We start from the raw sequence: 16,128 nt of genomic DNA, 5'->3' as shown, positions 1-16,128 counted from the left end.
CAATCACTCATAGGGAAGACATGGCCGGCCACTTGCTACACTTGGAGAAGCCCAAGGACGCAGTGGCTCCCCCAGACCGCGCTAGCTCACCTCCTGCCTTCTTCCTTCTAACTTTTACCTTTGCTATATGGCCCGCGACTATTATGAAATTCTAGGTGTCTCTCGTGACGCCGACAAAGAAGAAATCAAACAAGCCTACCGCCGTTTAGCCCGGAAGTATCACCCAGATGTGAACAAAGAACCGGGTGCGGAGGAGCGCTTTAAGGAAATCAACCGCGCTTATGAAGTGCTTTCCGAGCCGGAAATCCGAGAGCGTTACAACCGTTTTGGTGAAGCTGGAGTCTCAGGTGCTGCTGCAGGCTACCAAGATGTGGGCGACATGGGTGGCTTTGCTGATATCTTTGAAAGCATTTTCAGTGGCTTTGCTGGCGGTATGGGTGGCCCGACACAAAGACGACGCAATGGGCCAGTGCGTGGTGACGACTTAAGGCTAGACCTGAAGCTAGATTTTCGAGAGGCGGTATTTGGTGGTGAAAAAGAAATTCGCATCTCGCATCTAGAAACTTGTGACACTTGTGGAGGCTCAGGCGCAAAATCAGGAACTCGTCCTCGGACTTGTTCGACCTGTAGCGGATCGGGTCAAGTACGCCGCGTGACTAGAACTCCTTTCGGCAGTTTTACGCAAGTTTCAACATGTCCTACCTGTAATGGTACAGGGATGGTAATTGAAGATAAATGTGATGCTTGTGACGGTAAGGGCACAAATCAAGTAGCAAAGAAACTGAAAATTACCATTCCGGCTGGGGTGGATAATGGTACTCGCTTGCGAATTTCCCAAGAAGGTGATGCAGGTCAACGTGGTGGACCTCCTGGGGATTTGTATGTTTACTTGTTTGTGAATGAGGATGAAGAATTCCACCGCGATGGCATTAACATTCTCTCAGAAATCAAAATTAGCTATCTGCAAGCAATTTTAGGTTGTCGTTTGGAAGTGGAAACGGTTGATGGGCTAGTGGAGTTGATTATTCCAGCGGGAACCCAGCCAAATACAGTGATGAAGTTGGAAAATCGGGGTGTACCGCGTTTGGGTAATCCTGTCAGTCGCGGTGACCACATGCTGACAGTTTTAATTGATATTCCCAACAAGGTAACTCCGGAAGAGAGAGAATTGTTAGAGAAACTGGCGAAAATTAAAGGCGATCGCACTGGTAAAGGTGGTCTAGAAGGATTCTTGGGAAATTTGTTTAAGTCATGAGTTTATCCTCTCTATCATCTCCTGATGCTCAACTAGATTTGCGCGGTACTCCTTGCCCAATTAATTTTGTGCGGACAAAACTCCGTTTGGAGAAAATGCCAGCAGGAGGTTTACTCGAAGTTTGGTTAGACCCTGGAGAGCCAATTGAGCAGGTTCCTGATAGCCTCACAATGGCAGGCTATCAGGTGGAAGAAATTGTAGATTATGCTGGTTATTTTGCTTTGTTAGTACGCCGTCCCATAACAGCCTAATGAGAGGGGAAACCATTTCACCTACTAGACAGTTGCTAGGGACAGTCTTAGCTGTGCAGGCTAATTTTTATAAAGTCCAGCTGGATCAGGAGGATGGGGAGAAAATTCTTCCTCATCCCTCCTTACTCCTATGTACTCGCAGGATGCGCCTGAAAAAAATTGGCCAGCAGGTGATGGTTGGCGATCGTGTGGTTGTAGAGGAGCCAGATTGGTCTGGGGGACGAGGGGCGATCGCTGAGGTTTTATCTCGCCAAAGTCAGTTAGACCGCCCACCAATCGCCAATGTGAACCAAATCCTGCTGGTATTTGCTGTAGCTGATCCACCCCTAGAGCCTTATCAGCTGAGTCGCTTTCTGATTAAGGCAGAGTCTACTGATGTGGATGTGGTTTTGTGCCTGAATAAAAGTGATTTAGTTACACCAGAAGAGCAGCAACAAATTAGCGATCGCCTTTGTGCTTGGGGTTATCAACCGATATTTATCAGCGTCAGCAATGAGCTAAATATTGACCAAGTAGCCAACTATCTAAGCAATAAAATGACTGTGATTGCTGGCCCTTCCGGTGTGGGTAAATCAAGTCTGATCAATAAATTAATTCCCAATACCAACCTGCGCGTGGGGGAAGTTTCTGGTAAATTAGCTCGTGGTCGCCATACAACCCGCCATGTAGAATTATTTGAGTTACCTGATGGTGGCTTGCTGGCGGATACTCCTGGTTTTAACCAACCTGACCTTGATTGTACTCCTGAAGAATTAATCCATTATTTCCCAGAAGCAAGAGAAAGGTTAGCAGTTGGTAGTTGTCGGTTTAGCGATTGTGTGCATCACGACGAGCCAGACTGCGTGGTGCGGGGAGATTGGGAACGATATGCACATTATTTGGAATTTTTAGATCAAGCGATCGCTCATCAAACTCACCTGCATCAACAAGCCGATCCTGAATCAAACATGAAATTAAAATCTAAAGGCAAAGGTCAAAGTCAATATGAACCTAAGCTAGAAAGTAAAAAATATCGCCGGATTGCTCGGAAAACTCAGTTGCAGGATTTGCAGGATTTATATCGAGATAGTGAGGAATAAAGAGAGCGATTAGTCACGATAGGATAGAAACAAAAAAGTGCGATTTGTATGTCTCAATCTTTGGTTACTGCTTCTCAAACCGATGTCACTGACAGTATAATTTTTCCACCAGGCGACATCTACAGTGACGAACCCCCCTTGGAATCTGATTTACACCGCGAACAAATAGAGTTACTGATCCGCTTGATTAAGTGGTGGTGGCGCGATCGCAATAATTTTTATGCTACGGGAAACCTGACTGTTTACTTTAGTCCCAACCAAAAAAAGTCAGAAGAATTTCGCGGCCCGGATTTTTTTGTAGTTTTAGATGCCGAAAAAAAAGACCGGAAAAGTTGGGTTGTCTGGCAAGAAGACGGCAAGTATCCTCATCTGATTATCGAAATGTTATCTGATTCCACTGCTACGGTGGATAAAGGTCTAAAAAAGCAGATATATCAAAATACATTCCGTACCCCTGATTACTTCTGGTTTGACCCAGTTAGCTTGGAATTACAAGGGTTTCACTTGGTTGATGGCCAATACCAAGAACTTGTATTCACTTCTGAGGGTTGGTTGTGGAGTCAGCAGTTAGGTTTATATCTAGGAGTAAATGTAGGCAAATTACGCTTTTTTACCCCAGATGGGCAAATAGTAATGCTTCCAGAGGAAGAATCCAACCAACAATTACAGCAAGTCAACCAACAATTACAGCAAGCAAACCAACAGTTACAGCAAGCAAACCAGCAAATAGAACAAGAACGACAACGGGCTGAAATATTGGTACAGAGGCTAAAAGCCGCAGGTGTTGACCCTGAGCAAATTTTTTAGGTAAATAATTAGACAAAATCGCTGGGCGATGCCTTCTCTACGAGAGGCTTCTCTACGAGAGGCTTCTCTACGAGAGGCTTCGCCAACGCCAACGCCAACGCCAACGGCAACGTCTACTCTTCTCCTGACGGAGACGCTACGCGAACGAGAACGACTTCGTCGAACGACGAACGCATTTCTCATTCCGACTGCTGCTGTTGTGCAATTTGCCGGACTGCTGCTAGGTTCACACCCAACTGTTCAGAAATTTCTTCAACAGTCATCCCTACTTTCAACAACAATGGTACTGCTGCCAGTTTACCTTGCTTAAGTCCTTGCTCAAGTCCTTCTTCTAAAGCTTCTTGATAAACTCGTGTTTGCTTGAGTTCGTTCAGTCCCAACATGGCCTCAATCTCCTCTCTACTCAAGTCTGGAAATTTGTATACGAAGACCGTCTCTATTAATTCTATAAACTTTTTCTGTGCATTAGTGTCTGTCACCTCCTGATGGGTGCGTATAATGAGTTCTCTACCACGGGCAGCGACAACTTCCTCCCCTAAGCCCACAAGTTGCAATAAACTCAAACCCAAGGATAATTCAGTATTTTCACTTAATTCATCTAAATAAATCCGTTGAAATTGTTCACTAGGTGCAAATAAACGATAGTTTCTAGGTAGTCCAGGATCTAAACTGCGCTTGGTAAAAATCAGGACAGCTTGCCAGTCATTCACAGGCTGATAATCGTGTAAATACAGGAAAATTTCACTAATAAAGCTAGAGTACAGAACTTTTTTAGTGTCTTTGTATCCTTGAACTTCCACAAATACTATGGGTAAATCAGCAGCATAGATAGGTGGTACTAGAATACCATCCATCCGAAAGCTGGTTTCTTTGACTTCCACAGAGGCGAAACTGTAAGTCGCGTTTCTGGGAGACTGTCTGTTAATGAGTTCAAAGACAATATTGGGGTCGGTTTGGAAGATTTCGTAGAAAAGGCTATCAGTTCGCAAAGCAGTTAATCTTTGTCATCTTTAGTATGAGGAAATTTCCCAAATAGAAATTACCATGAGATTGCGAGTAGGAGCAAACGGTTGTTTGCCCTTCCATTGGTAAGATTATTGTGAGAAATCACCTAAAGTCTAATTTTAAGTCGCAAAAGATTAGGGTTGGGAATTTGCATGGAGGTTAACAACCCCTGCTTTTATGTGAATAGTTTACGCTCCCACCGTCACGATCCCCATAAAGTCTTAAAATATTGTTAATTTACGCCCACCCTCTCGACCTTCAACTTACACGCACCACCCAAAAATAACTATGGCTATTGGCTACGTCGCGCTCGTACTCCACGCACATCTACCCTTCGTTCGTCACCCAGAAAGTGACTACGTGCTGGAGGAAGAATGGCTTTATGAAGCCATTACTGAAACTTATATCCCTTTATTAAAAGTATTTGAAGGCTTAAAGCGAGACGGCATCGACTTTAAAATCACTATGAGTATGACACCGCCGCTAGTGTCAATGCTCCGTGACCCTTTGTTGCAAGAACGCTATGACGCACACTTAACCCAGTTAGAGGAACTTATAGAACTGGAAGCCGAGCGTAATGTCCACAATGGACATATTCGTTACTTAGCTGAACATTACGCCACTGAGTTTAATGAAGCACGCCAGATATGGGAACGCTATGACGGTGATTTGGTGACAGCTTTTAAGCAGTACCAAGATACTAATAATTTAGAAATTATTACATGCGGTGCTACCCACGGCTACTTACCACTGATGAAAATGTATCCACAGGCTGTGTGGGCACAAATTCAAGTAGCTTGCGAACACTACGAGGAAACTTTTGGTCAAGCTCCCAGGGGTATTTGGCTGCCGGAATGTGCCTACTATGAAGGTGTAGACCGAATGCTGGCTGATGCGGGTTTGCGCTACTTCCTCACTGATGGACATGGTATTCTGTATGCCCGTCCCCGTCCTCGGTTTGGTACTTATGCCCCGATTTTTACAGAAAGTGGGGTTGCGGTTTTTGGCCGCGATCATGAATCTTCTCAGCAGGTATGGTCTTCTGAAGTCGGCTATCCTGGTGCTGCAGAATACCGCGAATTTTATAAAGATTTGGGCTGGGAGGCTGAATATGAGTACATTAAGCCCTACATCATGCCTAATGGCCAGCGAAAAAACACGGGCATTAAGTATCACAAAATTACAGGACGTGGCTTAGGTCTGTCAGATAAAGCACTCTATGACCCTTATTGGGCAAAGGAAAAGACAGCAGAACACGCGGCTAACTTTATGTATAATCGAGAACGGCAAGCTGAAAATCTCTACGGGATTATGCAGCGGCCACCGATTATCGTTTCACCCTATGATGCCGAATTATTCGGACATTGGTGGTATGAAGGCCCTTGGTTTATTGATTACCTGTTCCGCAAGTCATGGTATGACCAAGGAACTTATGCTATGACTCATTTGGCAGATTATTTACGGGCACATCCCACTCAACAAGTCTCTCGTCCTTCTCAGTCAAGTTGGGGTTTTAAGGGGTTCCATGAGTATTGGTTGAATGAAACAAATGCGTGGATTTATCCGCACTTGCACAAAGCGGCTGAACGCATGATTGAAATTTCCCATCTGGAACCTGAAGATGAATTGCAATGGAAAGCACTCAACCAAGCAGCCAGAGAAGTTTTACTGGCGCAATCTTCTGACTGGGCGTTTATTATGCGGACGGGAACTATGGTTCCTTATGCGGTGAGAAGGACGCGATCGCACTTAATGCGTTTCAATAAGCTCTATGAAGACGTTAAAATCGGCAAGGTTGATAGTGGTTGGCTGGAAAAAGTCGAGTTGATGGATAATATTTTCCCCAATATCAACTACCGGGTTTACCGTCCTTTATAAGCAGCGCTACAAAAGAAGCTCCAGAGCCGCTCTCAGTCGTTCTGGAGTAATTACAGATGCTTAATACGAATCAATCTTTACCTGATTAGTGCTGAATGTCCTTAGGGTATACACCGAAATATAAGCAAAAAAAACCGTAGCTGGCTACTACGGTTTAATTAAGCGAACTGAACTCTAACTGACTACAAAAACTGGGAAGTTTTACTTTCCTTCGCTCTTTGGCGGTATGCAATCTCTTTGAGACTATAGTTTAATTACTCTCGTTGCATTCGTCATTACTTACTTAAGTGAACTAGTTTGGTGAGATATTTATCTCTTTCATCAGTGAGTTTATCTTTCTGAAGTCAATGTGAAGAAGTCATGTAAGCTATTTACTATGTATGTACACGTAAATACTTGAATTATAAAATACTACGGAAGGATTTTGTAAGTAGTAAAGACTAGAACTAGCATGAATCTAGTAAAAAAAAATTCAGTAGGTCAACTCAAAAAATATTTTTATGTTGAGTTATGTAGCTCTGGAGAACTGCTATAGAACTAGTATTTGATTTTTGAAATATACGTAGGGGAGCTAGTGCGTTGCGGTGAGACCACTCAGCGGTGTCGGTTTCCGTCCCGTCGAAGTGGCGAACCCGAAGGGAGGTTTTCTCCGTTGTAGCAACTGGCGTTTTGTTAGCAGCGAGAGTACGGCACCGTCCTAAGACTTTGGTGCGTTACGGACTCTGTCCTAACGCACCCTACTGGCGTGGCAAGGCTAAAATAGTGCATTAGGTGTAGGTTGGATTGAGCGGAGCGAAACCCAACATTTTCGAGGCTTTGTTCGGTGTTTAAAACCTTCTATGAACTAGGTTTGGCTTTAGCAATTAGAGAAACTAAATTGGGTGAACAGGTGTTTCCAGAAATATGTCCTTACAATCAAGAACAAGCTTTAAATTCTGAATTTTTGCCATAATTAATCTAAAAAAAGACAGGTAATTTACCTGTCCTCAAAGTGATTATTTAGGAAAGAATTTAGAAATTCATTTCAGCAGCTTGGACTTTTTCAGTCTGCTTCTTCTTGAGTACCAACAGTACTTGAGCAGTCATCACAAGCGCGATGAAGGCAATCAGCCATTGGATTCTGCTAGCGTCTTGCAGCACAATTTCCGTATCTTTTTGACCGAATCCACCAACATTGGGATTGTTGGTCAAAGCATCACCTGCTTTTACTGCTTGTCCTTCGGAAACAATCAGTTCTGGGCCTAGGGGAACGGTATCAGAAACCACTTCACCAGATTCACTCTGGATGCTCAGGACATATTTGACGTTGCCGTCTTCATCTTCTTCTTTGGCAATTTTGCTAATTGTGCCAGTTGCAGAAGCACTATAAACTGAGTTGTTGCTTTTTTCACCTGTGGGGTAGACTTGTCCACGTCCTCGGTTCCCGCCGGCATTAACTGAATATTTACCGAAGTGGATGTTTTTGTCAGTTGCAGGGTTGGGAGAAAGTATTGGGAAGACAATTTCTTGATATTGCTCACCAGGTAGAGGTCCAATGATGACAATATTGTCTTTATCTTCGCTGTAGGATTGATAGGGTAAATCCGCAACTTCTTCTTTCCACTGCTCAGGAATACGTTCTTCAGGAGCAATCTTGAAGCCTTCCGGTAATACCAATACAGCACCAACATTTAAGCCAACTTTAGAACCGTCAGCACCAACTTGTTGCACGCTGGTGTCGTAGGGTATTTTCACCACGGCTTTAAACACGGTGTCAGGCAGCACAGATTGGGGAACTTCTACTTCCGTGGGCTTGGCTGCTAGGTGACAGTTAGCACAAACAATCCGCCCAGTTGGCTCGCGGGGTGTTTCCGGATAGGTTTGCTGTGCCCAAAAGGGATAGGCAGCAGCGGCTTGGGGATGGGCTAGATCGCTGGTGAAGAAAAATGTCACGGTAGCGATCGCTATGAGCAATGTTTTTACTATCGCTCTAGCACTGCGAGCTAACCTCGCTGTTGTAAAAGCATTTCTCATCTCAATAAGGACAACGATTCTCTGATGAATTGGTCATTGGTTATTTGTCATTGGTCATTTGTCATTTGTCAACACTTTTGACTTTTGACTCTTGACTAATAACTCATTACTCAGCACTGATTAAGCCCACCAAGGTGCTTCGCCGGTACGGAAGTCGGTTTCAGTCCAAGGGGTGAGGACGACTGTGTCCTCATCAACTTTGGTATGTGCCAGTGCCAACGAAAGTGGTGCTGGACCGCGCACAACCTTACCTGTGGCGTCGTATTGGGAACCGTGACAAGGACATTTAAATTTGTTCTCAGCCACATTCCAGGGAACAACACAACCCAAGTGGGTGCAGATGGCATTAATGCCGTAATCACCAATAGCCTCTTTGCTTTCTACCACTAGATAAGTGGGGTCGCCCTTGAGTCCCTGAACTAGGGCGCGATCGCCTACGTTATGGCTTCCTAGAAATTTAGCGGCGCTAACACTGTTACCTAACTCGTCTTTTGCCGTTGTCCCACCGCCACTGCCACCAGTAGCTGGTGGAATAAAGTATTTGACAACGGGATACAATGCTCCCAGAGCCACTCCAGTGACAGTCCCAAAAGTGAGCAAGGTCATGAATTGACGACGCCCTATGTCAGGCACATCTGCTGATTCAGAAAATTGAGCCATAATCTACGCGCTCTTTGTGTATTTTGTTAAGCATTTTGACAAGAGTACTAATAATTAAGTGACTCTTATCTGAGTCGAAATGCTAACGCCCACAACGATGCCATACTTTTCTGTTGCAAGATATTTCTAGCATCTTTTCTGTTAGCATTACATTTCTTTATATCCTTATCATACTTGAGTTACGGAACTTAACATCATAACTAAATGTAAAAATTTGAATGAGATAATCTATGACAGGACAAGAATTACGTCAAATGTTGATTGATAAGTGGGGACACTCTTATGATGTCCAGTTGCGGCGATCGCAAGGGAAGATATTTCTCCAAGTCATGTGGAAATATTTAGAGCAAGCTTCTTTTCCCATGACTGAGGATGAGTACCAAGCGCATCTTGATACCATTGCTAATTATCTTCATGCTTTGGGTGGCACAATGCAAGTGCAAACATTTATTACACAAACACGCGATCGCCCCCGACTTGGTAAAGCTGTGAGTATACCTCTAGATTTGGGTGAACGCGCTTCTGAGTGGATATTGTAATTGTCAGCTAGAGGAGTTAGGAGACAAATGACAAATTATAAAATTCTTTTGCCTAAAGGAACTTCCCTATCTGGTTGAATTAAGACAACATCGCCATCATCTAAAACAACTCCTAAAACCAAAACTTCTGACATAAAATCAGCTATTTGTCTTGGGGGAAAATTAGTAACAGCTAATATTAACTTATTTACTAAATCCTCATGCTGATAAAGCTTGGTAATTTGGGCACTAGATTTTTTGATTCCCAAATCGCCAAAATCTATCCATAGTTTATAAGCTGGTTTTCGTGTCTTGGTAAATTCTTCGGCTTTGATAACTTTGCCAACGCGAATATCGACTTTTTCAAAGTCTAAATAGCTAATTTGTGACATTACTTATCTTAATTTTTTAATTGGTTCTGAATAAAGTAGCTATTACAAATTTTTGAAAAGCTGACTGTACAGATTTCTTGATTTCAGCCTTTTCCTGCGGAGACGCTACGCGTAGCTTGCTTCCTCGCAGGGGTACAGATTTCTTGATTTCAGCCTTTTTGTACTAGCCACTATCATTTACCAATAAGTTTAACCAAACCGATACCACCAAAATACAGTACTAGCACCGCACCTGCTAATAGACTTTGAGTCAGGGGGTCAGTTGAAGGCGTGAGAATAGCGCCCAAAACCACTGATCCCATAATCACAAAACGCCAGCCAGAAAGCATTTGCTGGGAAGAAACAATTCCCAAAGCACCAAGCAGAGTTTGGATCACAGGAATTTGAAAAGCTAAACCAACGCTGAATAACAGCAGCAGCACAAATTCAAAATATTTCTCTATCGACCACAGTTGTTCTACAACATCTGCACCATAGCTGATAAAAAATTTCAAAGCGGCGGGGATGAGGAGATAGTAAGCAAATACTAACCCAGCACCAAACAACACACTCGAACCTAAAACTACAGGCCCCACTAAGCGACGTTCCCGGCGAGTCAGTCCGGGGAGGACAAACTGGAGAATTTGGTAAAGGATGAACGGACTAGAAAGCAGCAAGCCAGTATAAGCAGCCACTTTGACGGAGACAAAGAAATATTCTCCTGGCCCCAGTTGCAGAAATTTCACTCCTTGTGCGGGAACTTCCAGCAACTGGACAATTGGCTTAACGGCAAAAAAACAGCTAATAACTGCTACTACTACTGCAATTAGCGCGTAAAAAATCCGCAGTCTCAACTCCTCTAAATGGTCGAAAAAGCCCATTTCGACCTCACCTGGTAACTGATCAAGTGGATCAGTATCTGAGTCGCCATATCCTTCAAGTTCGATGTCAGGAGAGTTGGAGTCAGCCGCATCTGTGGATTCCCCCAGTGGAGCGGACTGCAATACACTATCTAAATCTTGTGGTGTCATGAGTCAGCTATTGGGCAACATTTCTAGACTATTTTATCTGGAATTGCTAGGGCGTTAACCATTGAAGTCCACACCAAAATCAACACCAAGTACTCGCTCAATCTTTCTTAGAGTGGCTTCAGGTAAAGCATCTCTTACCCTCTCTGCCTCGATGTCATGCCAGTAAGAACGGCTAACAAATGCATGTTGGTACTCGTAACTACAAAATTACATATACGGCTTCTCATTATGGTGATGAAAACCAGATTTGGGATTATAGCCACTACGAGACTTACGAACCGACAGATCCAACCCTGCCATCAATGGTAATTCTGCGTTACCGACCACGCAACCTGGAAGCATTTTCACAGGCTATAGCTTGATTTTTACTGGTCTTGGTGATAAATCGATGGGGCGATGGGGAAAATATCCCCATGCCCAATGCCCCAAAATTACTGCGTCGGTAATTGTGGATGTTGAGCCGAGTATTGTCCGACGATGTTGGAAATTTCCGGGTTGTAAAGCCTTAAATAATTCCAGTAATTACCAAGCACCTGACGCACGTAATTTTTGGTTTCATCAAAGGGGATTTCTTCGACAAATTCGTCTGAATCTTTGGTAGAGATGGTTTGCAGCCATTTAGAGACGTTCCCAGGGCCAGCATTATAACTAGCGATCGCCAGCAAGGAATTATTGTTATATTTCTGATGGGTATGATCCAAATACCAAGTTCCCAGCATGATGTTGTCATTGGGATTTTCTAGGTTAATTTGTTTGCTGTCCAACTTGATTTGTGGGGCAATCCATTTAGCTGTGTCTGGGATGATTTGCATTAAACCAGTAGCGTTGGCAGAGGATTTGATTTTCGCCTCAAACCGAGATTCTTGGCGCATCAAGGCAGTCACTAACAAAGGATTAAGTTTCCGTTCATTAGACCATTTAACAATTTCCTGAAAATAGGGAAACGGATAACGGGCTTGCCAGTAGATACTTTGTTTGCTGAGGGCTTGATATTGAGCTTGTTCAGCTGGTATTTCCCGATCTTCCAATTTAGAGATTTTGTCAATGCCGATGAGGTTTTCGCCATTTGCTAGCCGCATTAATCCTTCGGTAAATTGTTCTGCGACTGTTGGTTTAGTTTTGTTTTGAAATTCCGTCTCCCATTGCAACCAAGCGTCGCGGTTTTGACCTAGCAGATACAATTCTTTAAAAGTCTCAGAACCAGCAGTCGGCACCGGGCGTTGAAATGGGACCACTTCCGGGTTCATTTGGCGAATGGTGTTAAAGTTGCCCACATTCAGCCCCAAAATTGACGCCGATCGCCATGCATAGTATGAGTAGGGAAACTGACTCAACACGTACTCATAGGCGGTTTTCGCTTCTTGTTGTTTGCCCAAGCTAGTCGCCCATTTACCTACCCAAAAACCTGCTCTAGGAGCCAAAATGCTGTTGGGGTTGTTGGTGGTGATTGGTTCTGCCCATTGCCATGCACCGAGGTAGTCTTTGGCTTTGGCTTTTTCTTGGGCGATTTTCCAACGGTATTCTGCTGCTTCATCAGAATTGCCGTATTTAGCTATGAGTAACTGCCAAGTCTCGCTTGCTGATTTAGTATCTTTTAATCCTTGAAAAATTTTGGCTTTTTCTACTAAGGCTTTACCAGCAATATCAGGAAAACTCTTGATTATTTGGTCAAGATATGGTAAAGCATCTTTACGGGTTTTTGCTAATTCAGCCAAACGTAACAGAGCAGTGCCAGTTTCTGTGGACTCTGGGAATTGCTGTACTACTTGTTTGTAGATGGCGATCGCTTTTTCTTGTTCTTTGCCTCCCACCTGTAAACCGCGTCCATTTCGGTAGAGGTTTTCTGCGGTTTTAGGTGCTTTGGCGTAAGCCTTGGCGGCTTTGTCAAATTCACTGTTTGCCCAATAGGCTGCACCAATGATTTCCCAGTCTTCAGATTTGAGGTTAGGCTGCTTGACTAGGTCATCTAACACCCCGACAATTCCTGGTTGATCTGTAGCATATTTTGCCAAAATTAACTGTAATTGCGGCTGATTGGGATTGTCTTGCAGCCGCTTCCGGATAATTTCCCAAGTTAGGGGATGAGAAGGAAATTGGGCGATCGCTTGATCTTGAAGTTGCGGTTGAGCGATCAAATATATGGCTTTAACTACGGCTGCTGTTTTGGGATACTGCTTCAGCACTTGTTGTCTGAGATCCGAAGCTTTACCTTCTTCGCCCAACATATCCTCTGCTTGCGCCTGTTTCAGCAAAATGTAAGGCGCGAGGATGGGATAGTCTTTTTCCAGTCCTGTGAGCAAAATCAGGGCTTTTTGCGCTTGGGTTCTTTCAATGTAATCACTAGCTAACAGATAACGGGCGCGTTTTTGATCTGGGGAACGAGAATCTTGAGCGATCGCTGCTAACTTAGCCGCTCTTTCTGGCAGAGATTGTGATACCAGTGGGTAAACGGCTGATTTAGCTTTAGTAGCCTCAGATATTTGCTCAGGCTGATTATTGCCATGTTTTAGCCATTGCCCCAAGGATTTTCCAATCTGAGGAGCTGAAACCATTGCCCCTGCTAGAAAGGCAAATAGTCCTGCACCTGCGATGATGGGAATTGGATTTTTTTTGAGCTGCTTCAGCATGGATACCCGCTGAAAATTTCAGATTAATTTCTTGAAACTTTAGCACTACTAGCGGGAAGTGTAATCACTTTTTATGGTTAAATATTTATTCTTTTGCAAAAAAATTAGAATCCCCAGTTTAAGGATGTATAGATGCTTGCTTAATTTTGGTTAGCCAGTAACTGTTTAGGACACACTTGATCCGATTAAATCTTTCTGATAAAAGGAATTCAGAATTCAGGAGCCAGAATATAGAATTCTCCTGACTCCTGAATTCTGTCTTCTGATTTCCCTTTGACTATAAAGCAGGTTCACTGCCACGCAAAAAGCCCCTTAACCACCTAATCGCCTGACTTATTGTCTGCTCGGTGCCAATTTGCAGGCATTGTCGCACAATTTCGGAAACGTTGGGAAAGTAGCTGCTTTCTGTAATTACGTAATTTTCACCCTGTAATCTATAAACTAAGAGCTGCCTATTCTTTAACAGCCAAATCTCTGGCACTTTATAAGGGAGATAGTCATTTATATCGGTATAGCTAGTAACGTCTACCTCAATCACTAAATCAGGTGGTGGATCAAATTCCCAATTAATTCTCTTTTTACCTACTACTGCTTTCCAGTTTTCAATGTAAAAGCAAAAGTCAGGCTCAATGCCACTGAATTCTGGCAAGCTCATGGTGATGGGCGTAAATGAGTCGTATATGCGGTTTAAGTAGTCAAGTAAAGCTATTACTATCAACCCCAGCAAACTCGCATCTCTTCCATGCTCTGGTAGCGGTGTCATTAGCAGAATCTCTCCCCTGCGATATTTAATGCGAGGTGAGCAGCGATCGCCTAGTTGCTCACTCAGTGCTTGATAGTCTTGCCAAGATCCCAACATCCTGACGACTGTACCAGGTGGCAACTCGATGCTTTCAGGTGTAATTACAGTACGCATATTCGCCTACCTTGAGAAACTCCGGCTACACGAAAACGTTTGACTATCTCAATTTTAGAACGCAGCCCAAAATTTACAGGACTTACGCAACTGGCACACATATTTTTTGATGTAAGGGTCAAAAGTCAAGAGTCAAGGGTCAAAAATTAAGGTTTTTTGGACTCTTGACCGTTGACTTTTGACAACCTAAACGAAAAAAATATGACACTTGCGTAAGTCCTATATATAACTCTCCTGACTCCTGCCTCCTTTCTCCTGATTTCCCTTTCACCGTTTCGCTAATTCTGGAGTCCGCCCTTTCAAACCAATCATCAATTTGAGAGTAAAGATTTTTAACACGGGGACTCGACGCATAATCCATAAACCGAGGCGACGAGCTAGCAAAAGTGGTAAGAAGTTATTAGAAAACACTCGATCTAACAAATCAGTAAAACCTAAAATTGTCAGGTTCTCTACTTTACGCCAGCGTTCATAGCGTTTGAGGATTTGAATATTACCAATATCTTCACCTGCTGCTGTGGCTTTTTGGATAACTTGTGCTAAAGCGGCTGCATCTCGAATCCCCAAATTTAAACCTTGTCCACCGACGGGATGACAATTGTGGGCTGCATCCCCAATTAATGCTAGTCGGGGGAGGACATAGCGATCGCTCTGCATGAGTTGCACTGGAAAAATAAAGCGATCGCCTAATAATTCCAACCTACCCATATGTTCGCCATAGCGCCTGGTGAGTTCTGCCAAAAATTGCTGATCATCCAAAGCACATAAGGCTTTGGCTTCTGCGTGGGGTGCTGTCCAGACGATGCGACAGCGGTTCCCTGGTAAGGGTAAAATCGCAAATGGCCCACTAGTCCAAAATTTTTCGTAGGCGGTATCATTGTGGGATTTTTCTGGCTTGACAAATACCACAATGCATGATTGCCAATATTTCCAGCCAGAGGTTTTAATCCCTGCAGCTTGACGAATAGGCGATCGCGCTCCATCAGCGGCTACCAATAATTTGCTGCGGACTGTCTGGATATCGTCGGCAATTTTGATATCTATGGTGACAGCATCTTGCTGGTACTGCGTATTCACTACTTCCGCTGGGCATAGATAAGTTACATTTGCACAACCTTGGACAAACTCTTGCAGTGGCTGCAATAGGGCTTGGTGTTCCGCTACATACCCTAATTCTGGTGTATCTAAATCAGTGGCTGCAAATTCCACCACTTCAGAATAATCGGCATCAGAAAGCCGCACTTGGCGATATTTGGCAATTTGAGGCAGCATTTTGTCCCAAATGCCAATTCCCTGATAAATCAGCGCCGAAAGCATGTGAATCGCGTAGGCTTGACCTTTGGCTACGGCTATTGATGCGACTTTCGCTTCAATTAGCAATACACTCAATCCAGAGTCTTTTAAAGCGGAGGCTAGGGTTAATCCAATAATCCCGCCGCCGACAATAACCAAATCATAGTCATATCCCCACTTGTCTTCTGGTGTTGACTGTGAGGAGAGGGTTTGGGAAAGCTGCATTAGCGGCATTGTTAAGAGAAATTACAGCACTTTAATTATTATTTTTACGCGATCGCCCTTTCCAGAGCAATTAAATTTAGCTGTTCTCCGTCTCAGATTATTTTTTCACCTATCAAATAGTGAACTTATAGCTACATAACCCCAGAAACAAGACTTGATTTTGGATGAATGTCCATGATAGCCTCCGTATATTCATAAA

At 43.7% G+C, this 16,128-nt stretch carries 17 protein-coding genes; 8 read left to right on the top strand and 9 right to left on the bottom strand.

Going from position 1 to position 16,128, the window contains the following annotated elements:
* Positions 1-127: 127 nt before the first annotated feature.
* Genes dnaJ through CAL7507_RS08815 form a run of 4 tightly spaced genes read left to right on the top strand, consistent with a single transcriptional unit; the run spans position 128 to position 3,392 of the window.
* Positions 128-1,255 carry a molecular chaperone DnaJ gene (dnaJ, locus tag CAL7507_RS08830; protein ID WP_015128120.1) on the top strand — a complete coding sequence of 376 codons (1,128 nt, stop codon included), beginning with the start codon at positions 128-130 and terminating at the stop codon, positions 1,253-1,255.
* Positions 1,252-1,506, top strand: coding sequence for a sulfurtransferase TusA family protein (locus tag CAL7507_RS08825; RefSeq protein WP_015128119.1), 255 nt, complete (start codon positions 1,252-1,254; stop codon positions 1,504-1,506). Before dnaJ ends, CAL7507_RS08825 begins: the two co-directional genes overlap by 4 nt.
* Positions 1,506-2,585 (top strand): small ribosomal subunit biogenesis GTPase RsgA, encoded by a 1,080-nt coding sequence (rsgA, locus tag CAL7507_RS08820; protein ID WP_015128118.1) that lies wholly within the window; start codon positions 1,506-1,508, stop codon positions 2,583-2,585. Before CAL7507_RS08825 ends, rsgA begins: the two co-directional genes overlap by 1 nt.
* A 48-nt stretch (positions 2,586-2,633) precedes the next feature.
* On the top strand, positions 2,634-3,392 hold the full coding sequence (locus CAL7507_RS08815; RefSeq protein ID WP_015128117.1) for a Uma2 family endonuclease: 759 nt from the start codon (positions 2,634-2,636) through the stop codon (positions 3,390-3,392).
* Here the strand turns inward: CAL7507_RS08815 and CAL7507_RS31605 are convergent.
* Positions 3,354-3,575: a hypothetical protein gene (locus CAL7507_RS31605; RefSeq protein WP_015128116.1), complete on the bottom strand. Its 222-nt coding sequence runs from the start codon at positions 3,573-3,575 to the stop codon at positions 3,354-3,356. The two genes, CAL7507_RS08815 and CAL7507_RS31605, sit on opposite strands and share 39 nt — an antisense overlap.
* Positions 3,572-4,381, bottom strand: coding sequence for an Rpn family recombination-promoting nuclease/putative transposase (locus CAL7507_RS08810; protein ID WP_015128115.1), 810 nt, complete (start codon positions 4,379-4,381; stop codon positions 3,572-3,574). Before CAL7507_RS08810 ends, CAL7507_RS31605 begins: the two co-directional genes overlap by 4 nt.
* A 304-nt stretch (positions 4,382-4,685) precedes the next feature.
* Between CAL7507_RS08810 and CAL7507_RS08805 the strand changes: the two genes are divergently transcribed.
* Together CAL7507_RS08805 and CAL7507_RS30695 are read left to right on the top strand one after the other, a co-directional pair.
* Entirely contained in the window at positions 4,686-6,275 is a 1,590-nt protein-coding gene (locus CAL7507_RS08805) for a glycoside hydrolase family 57 protein (RefSeq protein WP_015128114.1), read from the top strand.
* Between the two features lie 823 nt (positions 6,276-7,098).
* Positions 7,099-7,227 (top strand): DUF29 family protein, encoded by a 129-nt coding sequence (locus CAL7507_RS30695; RefSeq protein WP_083862886.1) that lies wholly within the window; start codon positions 7,099-7,101, stop codon positions 7,225-7,227.
* 59 nt (positions 7,228-7,286) lie between these two features.
* On the opposite strand, the gene petA is transcribed toward CAL7507_RS30695, so the two are convergent.
* On the bottom strand, positions 7,287-8,288 hold the full coding sequence (gene petA, locus CAL7507_RS08800; protein ID WP_015128113.1) for a cytochrome f: 1,002 nt from the start codon (positions 8,286-8,288) through the stop codon (positions 7,287-7,289).
* Between the two features lie 120 nt (positions 8,289-8,408).
* Positions 8,409-8,948: a cytochrome b6-f complex iron-sulfur subunit gene (gene petC / locus CAL7507_RS08795; protein WP_015128112.1), complete on the bottom strand. Its 540-nt coding sequence runs from the start codon at positions 8,946-8,948 to the stop codon at positions 8,409-8,411.
* A gap of 230 nt (positions 8,949-9,178) precedes the next feature.
* Here petC and CAL7507_RS08790 point away from each other — a divergent pair, with 230 nt between their 5' ends.
* A complete protein-coding gene (locus tag CAL7507_RS08790; protein ID WP_015128111.1) occupies positions 9,179-9,487 on the top strand; it encodes a DUF3067 family protein in 309 nt (102 codons plus the stop codon).
* Between the two features lie 35 nt (positions 9,488-9,522).
* On the opposite strand, the gene CAL7507_RS08785 is transcribed toward CAL7507_RS08790, so the two are convergent.
* Together CAL7507_RS08785 and tatC are read right to left on the bottom strand one after the other, a co-directional pair.
* On the bottom strand, positions 9,523-9,858 hold the full coding sequence (locus tag CAL7507_RS08785) for a tRNA-binding protein (protein ID WP_015128110.1): 336 nt from the start codon (positions 9,856-9,858) through the stop codon (positions 9,523-9,525).
* Between the two features lie 173 nt (positions 9,859-10,031).
* Positions 10,032-10,868 (bottom strand): twin-arginine translocase subunit TatC, encoded by an 837-nt coding sequence (gene tatC / locus CAL7507_RS08780; RefSeq protein ID WP_015128109.1) that lies wholly within the window; start codon positions 10,866-10,868, stop codon positions 10,032-10,034.
* 179 nt (positions 10,869-11,047) lie between these two features.
* Between tatC and CAL7507_RS08775 the strand changes: the two genes are divergently transcribed.
* Positions 11,048-11,230 (top strand): hypothetical protein, encoded by a 183-nt coding sequence (locus CAL7507_RS08775; protein WP_015128108.1) that lies wholly within the window; start codon positions 11,048-11,050, stop codon positions 11,228-11,230.
* Positions 11,231-11,299: 69 nt separating this feature from the next.
* On the opposite strand, the gene CAL7507_RS08770 is transcribed toward CAL7507_RS08775, so the two are convergent.
* The 3 genes from CAL7507_RS08770 to CAL7507_RS08760 all read right to left on the bottom strand — a co-directional run bounded on the left by CAL7507_RS08770 (position 11,300) and on the right by CAL7507_RS08760 (position 15,938).
* Positions 11,300-13,495 (bottom strand): transglycosylase SLT domain-containing protein, encoded by a 2,196-nt coding sequence (locus tag CAL7507_RS08770; protein WP_015128107.1) that lies wholly within the window; start codon positions 13,493-13,495, stop codon positions 11,300-11,302.
* Positions 13,496-13,772: 277 nt separating this feature from the next.
* Entirely contained in the window at positions 13,773-14,411 is a 639-nt protein-coding gene (locus tag CAL7507_RS08765) for a Uma2 family endonuclease (RefSeq protein WP_015128106.1), read from the bottom strand.
* 267 nt (positions 14,412-14,678) lie between these two features.
* On the bottom strand, positions 14,679-15,938 hold the full coding sequence (locus tag CAL7507_RS08760) for an FAD-dependent hydroxylase (protein ID WP_042341249.1): 1,260 nt from the start codon (positions 15,936-15,938) through the stop codon (positions 14,679-14,681).
* Positions 15,939-16,128: the final 190 nt, after the last annotated feature.

Origin of the sequence: Calothrix sp. PCC 7507, from assembly GCF_000316575.1 — a bacterium.
Lineage (GTDB): Bacteria > Cyanobacteriota > Cyanobacteriia > Cyanobacteriales > Nostocaceae > Fortiea.
This window is presented reverse-complemented; position numbering and strand designations above follow the sequence as displayed.